Raw genomic sequence first — 13,300 nt, 5'->3', positions numbered from 1 at the left:
CCTTATTTTTTGTATTTATTAAACAAGCTTATGTTTTTAATCTAACATAAGCCTTTGTTCATCTTAAGATAATTTTTAAAAATGAAAGGGCAGATAGGTATAAATCAACCCATATGTCACGGCTGCTGTTAAGGTTGCAGGCACGATTTGCTTAAATTTGAAATATAGTCCGGCTAAGGTTAAAAAACCCACCAGCATGGCAAAGCTTTTATTCGGTGTTTCCATCAGTGGAGGAAGAGTGGCAACGACCAGCATGGAACTAATCGCGGCAATGCCGATACTGCCTAAAGCGATTTTGATCCAGACCGAGCCACGCTTTTGCGAGTTCTGCTGATGCTTTTGAATCACATAAAAGGGACCAAAACGTGATGCAAAATTAGCAATTCCCACGATGATGCCAACGAGAATAATTTCAAGATTCATGTGCTTCTCCAAATTCATCATCGTGTTGTTTTAAAACATAGTGCTTAAATAAGCCGGCCAAAATACCGGATAAAATCCCAATGAAAATCGCAGCCGATAAATTAATGAAATAGCAGGCGATCGCTGAAACTATTAAACAAACAGCGACAATAAAAGTGTGTTTCTTTTCAAAGGCGGCAAGTAAGAAACTTAAGAACAGTGCAGGAAGCAGGAAATCCAGTGCGGCTTGTAAGAATTGCGGTAAATTGCTGACCTGATCTGCAAATAAGCCACCCAAGAACGAACCTAAAGCCCAGGATATCCAGCTAAATAGGCTGACACCCAACATCCAGGACTCTGACCATTCCTGACGACGTTGCGACAGTTTAATCATCCCGGAAGCAAATACTTCATCGGTCAGACCCCAAGCCCAAACTGCAGTCTTTTTTAAGTTTAATTTATCTTGAATCAGGTTTTGCAGCGCGGGACCATAGAGTAGATGACGAATGTCTAAAGCAATCACGGTGAGCGCTGTCATCCAGATGGATGTCCCACTACCGAGTAAAGCCACCACTAAAAATTGACTAGCGCCGGCATACATGGAGCAGGATAAAAACAGGGCTTCCCAAGGGGTAAAGCCAAATTGTGTCGCAGAAACACCGAAAGCAAAAGAAACGGGAAGATAAGTAAAAATAATGGCTTGACTATCTTTAGCGCCTTGCCAAAAGCCAGCAGCTTGTACTGGAGGGAGTTTGTGCTCAGACACGACACACCTAAGGAGAGTTAGACAATGAGGGTAAAATGGTGATTGAGTATTCTACCCGAATTCACTAGCATAGTGCCGAAATGTTTGTATAGGCAGCCGATATGTTTGCGTCCAAATCACGTGCAATAGTGATGATTTCTGTACTGTGCAGTATGTTTGCATTGCAGGCTTGTGGTAACTCATCTGAAGAACCCGAGCAGAAAGTTGAAATTAAGGCTGCACCAAAGCTCAGCAATGATGCGACCACGTATGCCAATGAAGCCTGGAAATTCATGAATCAAGTTGATGGCTTGGTATATGCAAAACGACTGGATGTGCTTGAAGAACAGGTCCGTAAACCTGCCCGCAAGTTAAGCACCGATTGGCGCATTAATGTCAAAATGACCGATTCGGTGACAGAAGGCAAATACGCACTCTGTCGTAAAGCATTGACCAGTCTGGAAATCTGGGCGCGTGAAAGCATTGATCAATCGAGTTCGGTTGCACAAAAGCAGGCAGATTACGAACGAGATAAAGCACAGTGCAAGGATGCAATTGATCATCCTGCGCTTGGAAATACTGACCCGAAAAAGAAAGGGGTTTAACTTAAATAAAACGAGGCAAAAGCCTCGTTTTATTTCATCTTAATTTTTGGAAGTTTATTCCTACTTATAGTTAAAAAGAATGAGTAAGAGGGTAAAACGATAAATTGATAAATATATAGAATTATCATTAATTGATAATATATGTATAATAAATAGCATTAATTTTGTTATTTTTTTAATAAAAATCTAAATAACTTCGATATATTGAATGGGTAGGGGGTAAAAAAAGTGTTTCATAAAGTGTTTTTATCAATAATTATGGTGGCGGCTTTAAGTGTTTGTAGTAGTGTGACAATTGCAGCAGAACAATTACAGTCAATCCAATCTATATCAGAAAGCGAAAATGAAGTTGCACCATGCAGCAATGGTTTTGATGAGGTAAATGTTTGCCAATTACGTTCGTAATGGATATATAAGAATAATGAGTGCAATCCAATATAGGCCCGATGAGGTCTGAATAAGATAAATACTGCAATAGCATGATCTGAATAGCTTGATTGAATGTTTCTTATTTTTAATTCAAAGGCTGGGAAATGCATGTGCGATTCGATGCAATTCTGCCAGATCTAAAATTTCAATTTTCTTGAAAGAAAGCCGCAAAATATTCAGCTTTTCTAAGGCTTGCAGTTCCTGGTTGACGGTTTGTCTGGAACAGGTCAGCATTTGCGCCAATTGTTCTTGTGATAAATGAATGGTATTTGTTTCAATCATCAAATGATTGCCATAGCCATTTAAGATGAACATTAAGCGTTGTGCTAAACGCTGGGTCATGCTTTGAGTCTGAATCGAAATCAGTTCTAAAAAAGCAAAACGTAATTTTTGGCTGGTCAATTGCGCAATGTGATACCAAAAAACAGGATGTGCTGCGAGCAGCTTTTGCATGGCTGGACTTGGGATATGCAAGATCAGACTTTTTTGAATGGCGATGGCATCGTGCGAGCGAGGTTGGGCATCGACCAGTGAAATTTCACCAAACCACATAATCGGTTCCACAATCGCCGCTACGGATTCTTTGCCTGCAATATCAATATAGCCTAAGCGAACAGCACCCTCTAAAACGGCATAGATCCCATTGAATGGGTCACCTGAATGAAAGATAGCTTGTTCCTTAGTAAAATGCTGTTGCACCGCATGGCTCACAATGAATTCCTTGAACAGTGAAGGCAATTGTGAAAACCACATGTTATTTTCTAAATGAGCTATATAAATGGGCGCGAGCACTTCAATTCCTTTTTTAATGCGAGTTGTCATTTAGCCGACAACTTCGCCTTGAGTTTTTTTATATAGTGGAAGAATGAGTGTAACAAGGAAGAATAACATGACCAAATTAGAACAGCTGCTCAGCCAGTATGCCGCCTATCATTTAGACCACAAAAACATTTTGACGCATTTTGTCGGTATTCCTTTAATTGTCTTTGCTATTCTTTGTTTAACTGCAAGAGCAGGTTTGATGCTGTCAGGAATAGAGCTGAACTTAGCCTTTGTGATTATTGTAGTCACCAGTATTTACTATTTTAGCCTCGATCGAATTTTTGCTTTGATTATGTTGATCGTTCTGGTCACGGCCTATCCCTTGGCTTTGAAAATTGCCAATCTGCAACTTACCGCTTGGTTAAGCTTAAGTATTGGCATCTTCGTGGTTGGGTGGGTATTTCAGTTTGTGGGACACTTTTATGAAAAGAAAAAACCGGCATTTATGGATGACATTATTGGTTTAGCCATCGGTCCATTATTTGTTTTGGCGGAAATGGTGTTCCTGCTCGGTTTTCGTAAAGACCTGGAGCAACGTATGCTCGAACATGCTCGTGTGTTACGCGCTGAAATGGATAACAAACATATTTCTGCGACCTCACATTAATTGAATCATTGCATAGCCATAAAAAAAGCCCCGAATGCGTCGGGGCTTTTTTCGTTTTAATGATTAAACATTAAAACGGAAGTGTAAAACATCACCATCTTGAACGATGTATGTTTTACCTTCTAAACGCCATTTACCCGCTTCTTTCGCGCCCGCTTCGCCGTTGTATTGGACGAAATCGTCATACGCGATACATTCAGCACGGATGAAGCCTTTTTCGAAGTCAGTGTGAATCACACCAGCCGCTTGAGGTGCAGTTGCGCCCACTTTAACCGTCCATGCACGAACTTCTTGTACACCTGCGGTGAAGTAAGTTTGTAAACCTAGAAGTGAATAACCTGCACGGATTACCACGTTAAGACCTGGTTCTTCCATACCCATGGCTTCAAGGAATTCAGCACGGTCTTCATCTTCAAGCAAAGAAATTTCTGCTTCAATCTGGTTGCAAAGTGGAACCACAATCGCATTTTCTTCAGCAGCTAATTTTTTAACTGCATCTAAATGTGGATTGTTTTCAAAACCATCTTCAGCAACGTTGGCGATGTACATGGTTGGTTTTAAAGTCATTAAACCAAAACCACGCACCAGTTTACGTTCTTCATCATCCAGGTCAGCTGCGCGAGCAGGTTTACCTTCATCAAGCAATGGTTGGATTTTTTCTAAAATTGCTTTAACGGCAATCGCTTCTTTGTCGCCACTTTTTGCAGATTTTGCTAAACGGGTAATGGCTTTCGCCACTGCTTCAAGGTCAGCCAGTGCAAGTTCTGTATTGATGGTCGCGATGTCATCTAGCGGGTCAATTTTACCATTTACGTGAATCACGTTTTCATCTTCAAAACAACGAACCACGTGTGCAATTGCATCGGTTTCACGGATGTTGGCAAGGAACTGGTTGCCCAAGCCTTCACCTTTAGATGCGCCCGCAACTAAACCTGCAATATCAACAAATTCCATTGCAGTTGGAATAACACGTTGTGGTTTAACGATTTCCGCAAGTTTGTCCATGCGTAGGTCAGGTACAGGAACGATACCGGTGTTTGGCTCAATGGTACAGAACGGGAAGTTTTCTGCAGCAATCGCAGCTTTAGTCAATGCATTGAAAAGTGTAGATTTACCAACGTTCGGCAAGCCGACAATACCGCAATTAAAACCCATGAAATGACTCACAAAGTATACTTTAAAAATTGTGGCTGATTTTACATGAAAGCCATCACAAAGTCAGGTCATGGCTTTCATGTTTATTGAAAACAACTGAAATGTATATCCTTTAAATTTTACGTTTGTCGAGTTGGTTGGCCAGGGTATCGCCCGTTGCTTGAATGAGCATGACTAAAACAATCAGCACCACAATAACGGCCAACATGATTTGCATATCAAAACGCTGATAACCATAACGGTAGGCAATATCCCCCAAACCTCCGGCACCAATGGCACCGGCAATCGCAGATGAGTTGATCATGGTGACTAAAGTCACGGTAAATCCTGCCACAATACCGGGGAGCGCTTCGGGTAGAAGCACATGCCAAACAATCTGTTTGCGGTTACAGCCGATGGCTTGTGCGGCTTCAATCAGGCCTTGATCAACTTCACGCAAACTGACTTCAGCAATACGCGCAAAGAAGGGGGTTGCAGCTAAGGTCAAGGGAACTACAGCAGCCCATACCCCATAACTGGTACCAACGATGAGACGGGTTAATGGAATAAGAGCAACCATTAAAATCAGAAAGGGAATTGAGCGGGTGATATTAACAATCCAGCCTAAAGACTGATTAATGCTTTTCGAAGGATAAATACCGTGTTCCGAAGTATTGACCAAAATCACGGCCATCGGCAGACCAATCAGCAAGGCAAAAAATGCCGAAACCCCGACCATTAATAAAGTATCGATAGTGCCGGTAATTAACAGATCAATGAGTTGGTCGTGCATAGCCCAATACCTCTAGATGCGCAATCTGGTTTTTTAATTGTTGCGTGAGTTGCTGGAGATCAATATCTAGATTAGCTACACCAACAATTAACGTGCCGACCAAATGATTTTGAATGGTATCGATGTGACTTTGATACAGATGTACCGAATGCCCAAAGCGATTTAAAATTTGTGCAAGGTCAGGAGAGTGTCTGGCTTCACTGGCATATTTCAGTTTTAAAATTGTATGTGAAACCGCATTGTCCTTTTCAGGATAAACCGCAAAGGGTAAATCCAGTTGTTCCAGATTGAGTAGCTCTTGGGTAATCGGTTGTTCAGGATTGGAAAACACTGACCAGACTTGCCCGGATTCCACGATTTCGCCTTTCTCAATCACCACCACCTGATCGCAAATTTCACGGATCACCTGCATTTCATGGGTAATCAGCACGATGGTAATCCCTAGTTTCTGATTGATTTGTTTGAGCAGAGAAAGCACCACCGAGGTACTTTCAGGATCCAGTGCAGAAGTCGCTTCATCGCAGAGTAAAATTTCAGGATGGCTGACCAAAGCACGGGCAATACCGACACGTTGCTTTTGCCCACCAGAAAGCTGTGATGGATAATGTTGTGCCTTATCGCTGAGTCCGACCAGTTGCAGGACCTCGTTGACACGAGCGCCAATCTCATCTTTTTGATAATTCGCGACTTTGAGCGGCAAGGCGACATTTTCCCACACCGTTTTGGCGGACATTAAATTAAAATGCTGGAAAATCATGCCAATTTTTTGGCGCAACTGAATTAAATCCTGATGATTTAAGGTGGCTATTTCCTGTTGATGGATATGGATACTGCCTTCATTGGTCTGTTCCAATCCATTGAGGGTACGCAGCAGTGAGGATTTACCTGCACCACTTTTACCAATAATGCCCAGAATCTTGCCTGGTGGAATATCGAGATTAATATTCTTTAAGGCATGCACCTGTTTGTCCTGTACATCATAAAATTTATTCAAGTGCCGGATTTGAATATGCGGCACTGAAAAATCGATTTGTGAACCAAAACTCACCATGGTTGTTTTCCTTATTTCCAGCCTTTAAACCACATGCCCGTTCCAAAATCCCGGTCTAAAATTGTTTTTACTTCTGCGGAGTTCTGGAAAGCTTTGACAAAGGTTTCGAGTTTTTTATCGTGATCTGGGTAGTCTTTACGCGTCACAAATAAAATGGCGTATTTTTTATCCACTGGGTCAATAAACAGGGCTGAATTTGGATCAGCGACTTTTGCCATTTTTAAATAATGGGGGAAGCCCATAATCAGGTCAGCTTCGTTATAGGCATGCGCTGTTTGTGGACCTTCAACTTCAATTAACTTGAGTTGCTTCGGGTTGCTGGTGATGTCCTGCAATGTAGTCAATTCATTATTGACATCTTTTACAGAGAGCAAACCTGCACGAGCCAATAGCGTCAAGCCACGGGATAAGTTCACCGGATCATTCGGTACAACGACTTTGGCCTGATTTGGAATTTGATCAAGGGACTGATATTTTTTGGAATATAAGCCGACATGACTGCCAGAACCTTTACCAAAGGCATGTAGGCTATAACCTGTTTCACGCACGGCATTGGCCAGGAATACACTCTGCTGAAAAAAGTTGGCATCGATATCACCGTTTTGAACTGCCACATTGGGGGCTTGCCAGTCTGAAAACTCGATCAGTTCGACATTAATGCCTTGGGCTTTGACTTCGTCAGCCACACTTTTTAAAAGTTCGGCATAGGGTGGGCTAATACCAATTTTCAGTGTATCGCTGTGTTTGTTGCTGTTGATCCAGCGATAGCCTGTCAGCCCGACCACAAGCGCAATCACCACTGCTGTAATAACCCAAAGTTTGGTATTGTTTTTAACTGTATTTGACATGATCTTATTTCCAGCCTGGGAACCAGAGTTTGGCACCAAAATCGGCATCTAAAGCCTGTTTCACTTTTGGCGAGTTCTGATAAATCTCGACAAACTTTTTCAGCTTGTCATTTTTATCTTGGTAATCATCACGTACCGCAAACAGAATGGCATAACGGATGTCGGTGTTAGAGTCAAATAATAGGGCTTGTTCCGGATCAGCCGTTTTCGCCAAACGTAAGTAATGTGGGTAGCCAAACGCCAGATCGACATCATCAATAGCACGTGCGGTTTGTGGGCCTTCCACTTCGATAAACTGTAATTTTTTAGGATTGGTCACGATGTCTTTCAGACTAGATAAGTAGTTTTCCGGATCTTTAAGGGTGATCAGTTTTGCCTGTTGTAAAAGCAGTAGAGCACGGCCTTGATTCACTGGATCGTTTGGAATCACGACTTTAGCGCCATCTTTTAACTCATCAAAGCTTTTGATTTTCTTGGAATACAAACCCACATGTGTTGCTGCACCTTTGGCAAAGGCTTTGATCTTAAAGTCGGTTTCTTTTTTCGCATTATCCAAAAAAGGCTGGTGCTGGAAGAAGTTGGCATCAATATCGCCATGGTTTAATGTGATATTGGGTGTATTCCAGTCAGAAAATTCCACCAGTTTGACATTTAGGCCTTGCTGCTTGGCCTCGGTAGCTGCCACCTGTAAAGGCTTGGCAAAGGATGGACTAATGCCAATCACCAGTTCATCCGAACCGGCTTTGTTTTGTTGATTCCAGACCGCCAGTCCAATAATCACGGCGGCAATAATTACCCCAATAATGGTTAGTTTAGTTTTTGCTGTTTGTGCCATGTTACACCTCAAAATTTATGCGGATTGTTTTTGCTTTAAGTTGGAATTCGAAGTTGAGGCGGAGCTTTGACATCGAAATTGCTGAACAGGATGAGAAGCAGACAGTCGGTCGCCTTGATTAAATAGTTTGTGTCTTAAACTACCGTGTTTATATGCGGTTTTATAACGACCGCGTTGTTGTAATTCAGGAATGACCAATCGAACAAAATCATGGTGCGATTCAGGGGAAACGGTGCGGGTCAGGTTAAATCCATCAATGCCTGTTTCATCTATCAGTTGAATCAGTTTTTCTGCCACGGTTGCGCCACTGCCAACAATCAGGGGATAACGTCCACCCAGAACATGCTGTGCTTTTAAATCATTTTTAGTGATTTTCTGTTCTTTAAACTTATTGTTCACTGAAGCAATGCTGTTGGTTTTCTGATAGGGAATGGCTTCGTCATCGGCAAATTTAGACAGATCAATACCGACTGAACTGGAGAAGTGAGCAAGACCCGCTTCAGGACTGGCATAAGCAATATATTCATCCAGTTTTTGCTGCGCCAGTTCATCAGTTTTAGCAGTCACCACGGTAATGCCAACAAAGATTTTAATCGCTTCAGGATCACGTCCTTGATTTGTGGCTTGCTGACGAATTTGATCCACCTGTTTTTTGATTTTTTCAGGTTGATCGCCCCCAATGAACATACCTTCTGCATGCTGAGTCGCAAAAGCTAAACCACGCGGCGAGGCACCGGCCTGGAATAAAACAGGGGTACGTTGAATAGAAGGTGAAACCTGAAATACACCCTGACTTTGGTAAAACTGACCATCATGCTGAACTGGATGCACTTTGGCTGGATCGGTAAAAATACGATTCTGCTTGTCTTTTAAGATGGCGTCGTTTTCCCAGGAACCTTCCCAGAACTTATAGCAAAGCTGTAAAAACTCTTCGGCTTGCTCATAACGCAAATCATGGTCTTTTAAGCCTTTTTCACCAATCAGGCGTTGGGCACTATCTAAGTAACCCGTGACAATATTCCAGCCGATACGGCCATGAGTGAGATGATCCAGACTGGCAAAACGACGTGCAAACTGATAAGGCGATTCATAGCTTAAGTTCACCGTAATTCCAAAGCCTAGATTTTGTGTCACGGCAGCCATCGCTGAAACCAAGGTGGTCGGATCATGGCTTGGCAGCTGAATTGATTCTTTTAAAGTCAGGTCAATATCATTTTGATAGACATCATAAACCCCGGTAATGTCGGCAATGAATAAACCATCAAACAGACCTTGTTCTAGGGTTTTCGCCAAATCCGTCCAGTAGCTAAGTTCATTAAAACGATGTGACTCATCACGTGGATGGGTCCATAAACCGTGGTTGATATGACCGACACAGTTCATATCAAAGGCATTGAGCAGGATTTTCTTTGCTGTATTTGGCGTTGAGGTTGTTGTCATTACAATGTCCCCCGACGTGGTGGCAATACACCGTTTAACACATGATTGGCAATGAAATAGTATTTCCATCGCGCCGCATCATGCAGGGTATGTACGCGGGCATTGCGCCAGAACCGGTCCAGACCATCTTCCCGTTGACTGCCACGACTGCCTGCAAGTTCAATTAGTTTAGACGATGCTTTCAAGGCTGTTTCAGTACTGTGTGCACGCACCTTTGCGACATCGATTGAGGCTTTGGCAATATTTTCTGCTGTAGGTGCAGGTTTGGCTGCATCAATAGAACGCGCTGCCTGTTTCAGTAATACTTCAGAGGCACGCACATCGGCAACAATACGACCCAATTCAAAGAGGGTGAGCGGATCATCAGTGGCTTTGTCGACACCTGAATCAATCCATGTACGCGCTTGACGCACACGATTTAGGGTTTCTTCAAATGCAGCACGGGCAATTCCGGTTTCAATAGAAGCATGCATAATTTGTGCAAATGGGCCGGAAATGGTCGGTTGTGAATAGGCAGTATCAAATGGAATAACATCTTCCGCTTCTACAAAAACGTTATTAAATTTAACGGTGCCGCTGCCGGTGGTGCGTTGTCCAAAACCAGACCAGTCATCGACTAATTCTAAGCCAGCACTTTCACGAGGAATAAAAGCTAAAAATTCACGGCCATGTTCGTCTTTCACCAAAGTTGGGATGCGATGTGCAAATAAACTGCCAGTGCAATAAAATTTTTCACCATTGACCAAGAAACCGTGTTCAGTGGAGCTAATGGCGGTTTGCTTTTGTGCTGCATTCTTGGTTTTAAATTCTGCCAAAGCATTACCAAAGCGAGCACCTTTTAAAACTTCGGCATACAGTTTCTGCTTTTGTTGTTCTGTGCCGGTATTGCGTAAAATTTCCAGTCCATAAAAATGATTTTGCGGAATCTGGCCAATTGAACCATCGACACCACTCATTAAGGCGATGACTTGAGCTACGGTATAACTGGATACTTCTGCACCACCATACTGTTTTGGGACGGTAATCGCCCATAAGCCGGATTGGCTGTATGCCTCAATTTCTTCAAAGGGCAGGAGACGTTCAGCATCACGTTGCACGGCATTGGTTTTAAACTGTTCTGCTAACGCGTGTGCAATTTCCAGTGCCTCAGCATCAGACTGAATAATGTGTGCATGTGCCAGCTGCTCGGCGTTAAATGGAATAATATTTTGATATGAAGTCATGAGCTGTATCCTTAAATCCAGGCGTGGCGGGCAGGGAGTTTATGATTCAGGTAATAATCCCCAAGCGCATGCAATTTCCAACGCACTGGGTCATGTAAGGTATGCACACGGGCATTGCGCCAGTGTTGATCCAGATTGTGCTGACTCAGACTGGAACGGCTACCACCAAGTTCGAGTAGTTTTTCAGAAATGTGCAGCGCTGCATCATTGGCATAGATTTTTGCTTCAGCCACAAGAACCGAGGCTTTAGCCGCTTGTTCATCCGTTACGGCATCGAGTTGATCCAGTTTATCTAAATACTCAGCCGCTTCATCCAGTAACAAGATGGCAGCATCGAGCAGCACTGAAGATTTACCGACTTCTTGCAGGGTGTAATGTTCAAAACTGGCTTTTTCGACATTGGCATCAACAATTGGACGTGCTTTCTGTACTGCACTTAGCGTGTCGGCAAAAGCCGCTTCTGCAATACCGACATCAATTGCAACTTGCATCAGCTGTGAGTATGCACCCCGATAGTTTGGCGCATTGCCGAGTAGGCGCTCATCAAAAATTAAAAATGGGTCAACTTCAACATGATGGAGTTTAACGGTGCCGCTTGATGTGGTGCGCTGACCAAAACCATTCCAGTTATCAATGACTTCAACACCAGCCACTTGATGGTTGACCACCACCAAAACCACATGACCTTCAGGATGAATGGCTTTAATCGCGAGCCAGTGGGCAAAACTGCTGCCGGTAGAATAAAACTTTTCGCCCTCTAAAAAATAATGACCATCTTCAATCGTTAAACGTGTATTTAATGTTTTGGTGTCTTTGGTATGACGTTCCGGGCCGCCATTGGCTAAGCGTTTGCCTTGTAAAATTTCATTAAAAATAAAGGTCTTTTGTGGTTCTGTACCCATGATGTTAATCATGTTGAGCAGGGCGATTTGATTTTGCGGAATTTGTCCAACACTTGAATCTGCTTTATTTAAAATGCGAAAAACATGTGCCAAGGTTTTATTGGACACAAAGGCACCGCCAAAGTGTTTTGGAATTCGAATTCCGCCTAAGCCTTTTTGACTGAATAAATCAATTTCAGCAAACGGTAATTGACGTTTTTGATCACGTTCATTACGACCTTCCAAAGCAAAATCTGCAACTTGGTACGCTGCATTAATCGCATCCTGGTCATTTTTAACCACATGAACATTGTCAGAAATTAAATGAGACATAACGACACCTTAAATAGATATCAAAACGCTACAAGTAATTGGATTCAAAATTAAGCAATTGCTTTTGCAAAGCTTATGAAAAATCGTCTTTAAGATAAAAACTGCTAGATTTTTTATAAATTTGAATATGTTAAGTGTTTAAAAATCCACATAATTTAATTTTATCTGTGTTTGTATTTGAATTTTAATCTATGGGTTTATCTGCTTTAAAGATAATCAAGACAAAAAAATGTATAAAAATAAATAATCTGGCAGTGGACTCTGTACCCAGATTTTTGAATAAAAAGTCCATTGTATTTCTAAGGCAGGGTGACTAAAGTATCCGACTAAGGTTGATGGTTATCTTTATAGCCAGAAATAAAAAATAACTGCGGAGATTTTATGCGAACTTTATACCAGTTTCCTTTGTCTCATTTTTGTGAGAAAGCGCGCTGGTTGCTCGATCATAAAGAATTGGATTATGTGGCTCATAATCTGATCCCAGGTGTGCATCGTGCATTTGCACAATTAAAAACCGGACAAAACCGCTTACCCATTTTACGTGACCAAGACCGCTGGATTGCGGATTCGACTGAAATTGCCTTGTATTTGGATAAAGTCTATCCTGAGCACGCTTTACTGCGTTCTGATTTACAGCAACGTGAGTTAGCTCTAGAAATTAATGATCAAGCGACAGAATTGGGCAGACATGTACGTCGCTGGGGTTTGGCGCATACTTTGACAGAAAGTGAAGAATCACTAGATATTCTGATTGGTGAAAAAGGTTATTTACGCCAGTTTGAAAAATATTCAAAACCAATTATCAGAGCATTGCTGTCTAAAGGCTATCAGCTGAATGCAGGTAAAGTGGCTGAGTCTAAACAGCGAATGGATGATTTAATTGAGGTGCTGAATGGACGTCTCATTGAAAATCATGGACGTTATTTTGTCGGTGAACGTTTAGGGTTGGCGGATATTGCGGTCTGTTCAATGCTTGCTCCACTTTTGGAAATTCCCGGTACGCCGTGGGAAAAAGAGCATGCTGAAATATTGTCTGAAGAATTTCGTCAATATAAAGAGCATTTAATGACATTACCGCTGGGCCAATATGTGCTACGCATATATCAAACTGAACGTAATGCACGTGTCGATTGGCGTGGGGTTTAAAAGGAA

General features: G+C 42.2%; 15 protein-coding genes. 3 read left to right on the top strand and 12 right to left on the bottom strand.

Annotated elements, in window-relative coordinates; translation table 11 throughout:
- Positions 1-75: 75 nt before the first annotated feature.
- Positions 76-423, bottom strand: a complete 348-nt coding sequence (ygaH, locus tag E0409_RS00245) for an L-valine transporter subunit YgaH (protein WP_131286441.1) — start codon at positions 421-423, stop codon at positions 76-78.
- Positions 413-1,168, bottom strand: a complete 756-nt coding sequence (locus E0409_RS00240; protein WP_131286439.1) for an AzlC family ABC transporter permease — start codon at positions 1,166-1,168, stop codon at positions 413-415. Before E0409_RS00240 ends, ygaH begins: the two co-directional genes overlap by 11 nt.
- Positions 1,169-1,269: 101 nt before the next feature.
- Between E0409_RS00240 and E0409_RS00235 the strand changes: the two genes are divergently transcribed.
- Positions 1,270-1,752: a hypothetical protein gene (locus E0409_RS00235; RefSeq protein ID WP_131286437.1), complete on the top strand. Its 483-nt coding sequence runs from the start codon at positions 1,270-1,272 to the stop codon at positions 1,750-1,752.
- 233 nt (positions 1,753-1,985) lie between these two features.
- Here E0409_RS00235 and E0409_RS00230 read toward each other — a convergent pair whose 3' ends face one another.
- Both E0409_RS00230 and E0409_RS00225 read right to left on the bottom strand, forming a co-directional pair.
- Positions 1,986-2,291 (bottom strand): hypothetical protein, encoded by a 306-nt coding sequence (locus tag E0409_RS00230; protein WP_131286435.1) that lies wholly within the window; start codon positions 2,289-2,291, stop codon positions 1,986-1,988.
- Positions 2,272-2,934 (bottom strand): Crp/Fnr family transcriptional regulator, encoded by a 663-nt coding sequence (locus tag E0409_RS00225; protein WP_252151751.1) that lies wholly within the window; start codon positions 2,932-2,934, stop codon positions 2,272-2,274. The genes E0409_RS00230 and E0409_RS00225 overlap by 20 nt, the downstream gene beginning before the upstream one ends.
- Before the next feature lie 136 nt (positions 2,935-3,070).
- On the opposite strand from E0409_RS00225, the gene E0409_RS00220 reads away from it, so the two are divergent.
- The gene (locus E0409_RS00220; protein ID WP_131286431.1) at positions 3,071-3,610 is read left to right on the top strand and encodes an Mpo1 family 2-hydroxy fatty acid dioxygenase; all 540 of its coding nucleotides are present in this window, start codon (positions 3,071-3,073) and stop codon (positions 3,608-3,610) included.
- Between the two features lie 63 nt (positions 3,611-3,673).
- Here E0409_RS00220 and ychF read toward each other — a convergent pair whose 3' ends face one another.
- The 8 genes from ychF to E0409_RS00180 all read right to left on the bottom strand — a co-directional run bounded on the left by ychF (position 3,674) and on the right by E0409_RS00180 (position 12,148).
- Positions 3,674-4,765 (bottom strand): redox-regulated ATPase YchF, encoded by a 1,092-nt coding sequence (gene ychF, locus E0409_RS00215; RefSeq protein WP_131286429.1) that lies wholly within the window; start codon positions 4,763-4,765, stop codon positions 3,674-3,676.
- Positions 4,766-4,877: 112 nt separating this feature from the next.
- Complete coding sequence (locus E0409_RS00210) at positions 4,878-5,537, bottom strand: methionine ABC transporter permease (RefSeq protein ID WP_131286427.1); 660 nt, start codon at positions 5,535-5,537, stop codon at positions 4,878-4,880.
- Entirely contained in the window at positions 5,518-6,588 is a 1,071-nt protein-coding gene (locus E0409_RS00205; RefSeq protein ID WP_131286425.1) for a methionine ABC transporter ATP-binding protein, read from the bottom strand. The genes E0409_RS00210 and E0409_RS00205 overlap by 20 nt, the downstream gene beginning before the upstream one ends.
- 11 nt (positions 6,589-6,599) lie before the next feature.
- Positions 6,600-7,436, bottom strand: coding sequence for a MetQ/NlpA family ABC transporter substrate-binding protein (locus tag E0409_RS00200; protein ID WP_131286422.1), 837 nt, complete (start codon positions 7,434-7,436; stop codon positions 6,600-6,602).
- A gap of 4 nt (positions 7,437-7,440) precedes the next feature.
- Positions 7,441-8,271 (bottom strand): MetQ/NlpA family ABC transporter substrate-binding protein, encoded by an 831-nt coding sequence (locus E0409_RS00195; RefSeq protein WP_131286421.1) that lies wholly within the window; start codon positions 8,269-8,271, stop codon positions 7,441-7,443.
- 15 nt (positions 8,272-8,286) lie between these two features.
- Positions 8,287-9,711 carry an LLM class flavin-dependent oxidoreductase gene (locus E0409_RS00190; protein ID WP_131286419.1) on the bottom strand — a complete coding sequence of 475 codons (1,425 nt, stop codon included), beginning with the start codon at positions 9,709-9,711 and terminating at the stop codon, positions 8,287-8,289.
- Positions 9,711-10,934, bottom strand: a complete 1,224-nt coding sequence (locus E0409_RS00185) for an SfnB family sulfur acquisition oxidoreductase (RefSeq protein WP_131286417.1) — start codon at positions 10,932-10,934, stop codon at positions 9,711-9,713. Before E0409_RS00185 ends, E0409_RS00190 begins: the two co-directional genes overlap by 1 nt.
- An 11-nt stretch (positions 10,935-10,945) precedes the next feature.
- The gene (locus E0409_RS00180; RefSeq protein WP_131286415.1) at positions 10,946-12,148 is read right to left on the bottom strand and encodes an SfnB family sulfur acquisition oxidoreductase; all 1,203 of its coding nucleotides are present in this window, start codon (positions 12,146-12,148) and stop codon (positions 10,946-10,948) included.
- 381 nt (positions 12,149-12,529) lie between these two features.
- Here E0409_RS00180 and E0409_RS00175 point away from each other — a divergent pair, with 381 nt between their 5' ends.
- Positions 12,530-13,294 (top strand): glutathione S-transferase family protein, encoded by a 765-nt coding sequence (locus E0409_RS00175; RefSeq protein WP_131286413.1) that lies wholly within the window; start codon positions 12,530-12,532, stop codon positions 13,292-13,294.
- Positions 13,295-13,300 lie beyond the last annotated feature (6 nt).

The organism is Acinetobacter sp. ANC 4862 (assembly GCF_004336635.1).
Lineage (GTDB): Bacteria > Pseudomonadota > Gammaproteobacteria > Pseudomonadales > Moraxellaceae > Acinetobacter.
This window is presented reverse-complemented; position numbering and strand designations above follow the sequence as displayed.

Bases quoted from the DNA above. Each gene is read 5' to 3' on its own strand.
- ygaH (WP_131286441.1), bottom strand. From the start codon at position 423: ATGAATCTTGAAATTATTCTCGTTGGCATCATCGTGGGAATTGCTAAT.
- E0409_RS00235 (WP_131286437.1), top strand. From the start codon at position 1,270: ATGTTTGCGTCCAAATCACGTGCAATAGTGATGATTTCTGTACTGTGC.
- E0409_RS00230 (WP_131286435.1), bottom strand. From the start codon at position 2,291: ATGCATTTCCCAGCCTTTGAATTAAAAATAAGAAACATTCAATCAAGC.
- E0409_RS00225 (WP_252151751.1), bottom strand. From the start codon at position 2,934: ATGTGGTTTTCACAATTGCCTTCACTGTTCAAGGAATTCATTGTGAGC.
- E0409_RS00220 (WP_131286431.1), top strand. From the start codon at position 3,071: ATGACCAAATTAGAACAGCTGCTCAGCCAGTATGCCGCCTATCATTTA.
- ychF (WP_131286429.1), bottom strand. From the start codon at position 4,765: ATGGGTTTTAATTGCGGTATTGTCGGCTTGCCGAACGTTGGTAAATCT.
- E0409_RS00210 (WP_131286427.1), bottom strand. From the start codon at position 5,537: ATGCACGACCAACTCATTGATCTGTTAATTACCGGCACTATCGATACT.
- E0409_RS00205 (WP_131286425.1), bottom strand. From the start codon at position 6,588: ATGGTGAGTTTTGGTTCACAAATCGATTTTTCAGTGCCGCATATTCAA.
- E0409_RS00200 (WP_131286422.1), bottom strand. From the start codon at position 7,436: ATGTCAAATACAGTTAAAAACAATACCAAACTTTGGGTTATTACAGCA.
- E0409_RS00195 (WP_131286421.1), bottom strand. From the start codon at position 8,271: ATGGCACAAACAGCAAAAACTAAACTAACCATTATTGGGGTAATTATT.
- E0409_RS00190 (WP_131286419.1), bottom strand. From the start codon at position 9,711: ATGACAACAACCTCAACGCCAAATACAGCAAAGAAAATCCTGCTCAAT.
- E0409_RS00185 (WP_131286417.1), bottom strand. From the start codon at position 10,934: ATGACTTCATATCAAAATATTATTCCATTTAACGCCGAGCAGCTGGCA.
- E0409_RS00180 (WP_131286415.1), bottom strand. From the start codon at position 12,148: ATGTCTCATTTAATTTCTGACAATGTTCATGTGGTTAAAAATGACCAG.
- E0409_RS00175 (WP_131286413.1), top strand. From the start codon at position 12,530: ATGCGAACTTTATACCAGTTTCCTTTGTCTCATTTTTGTGAGAAAGCG.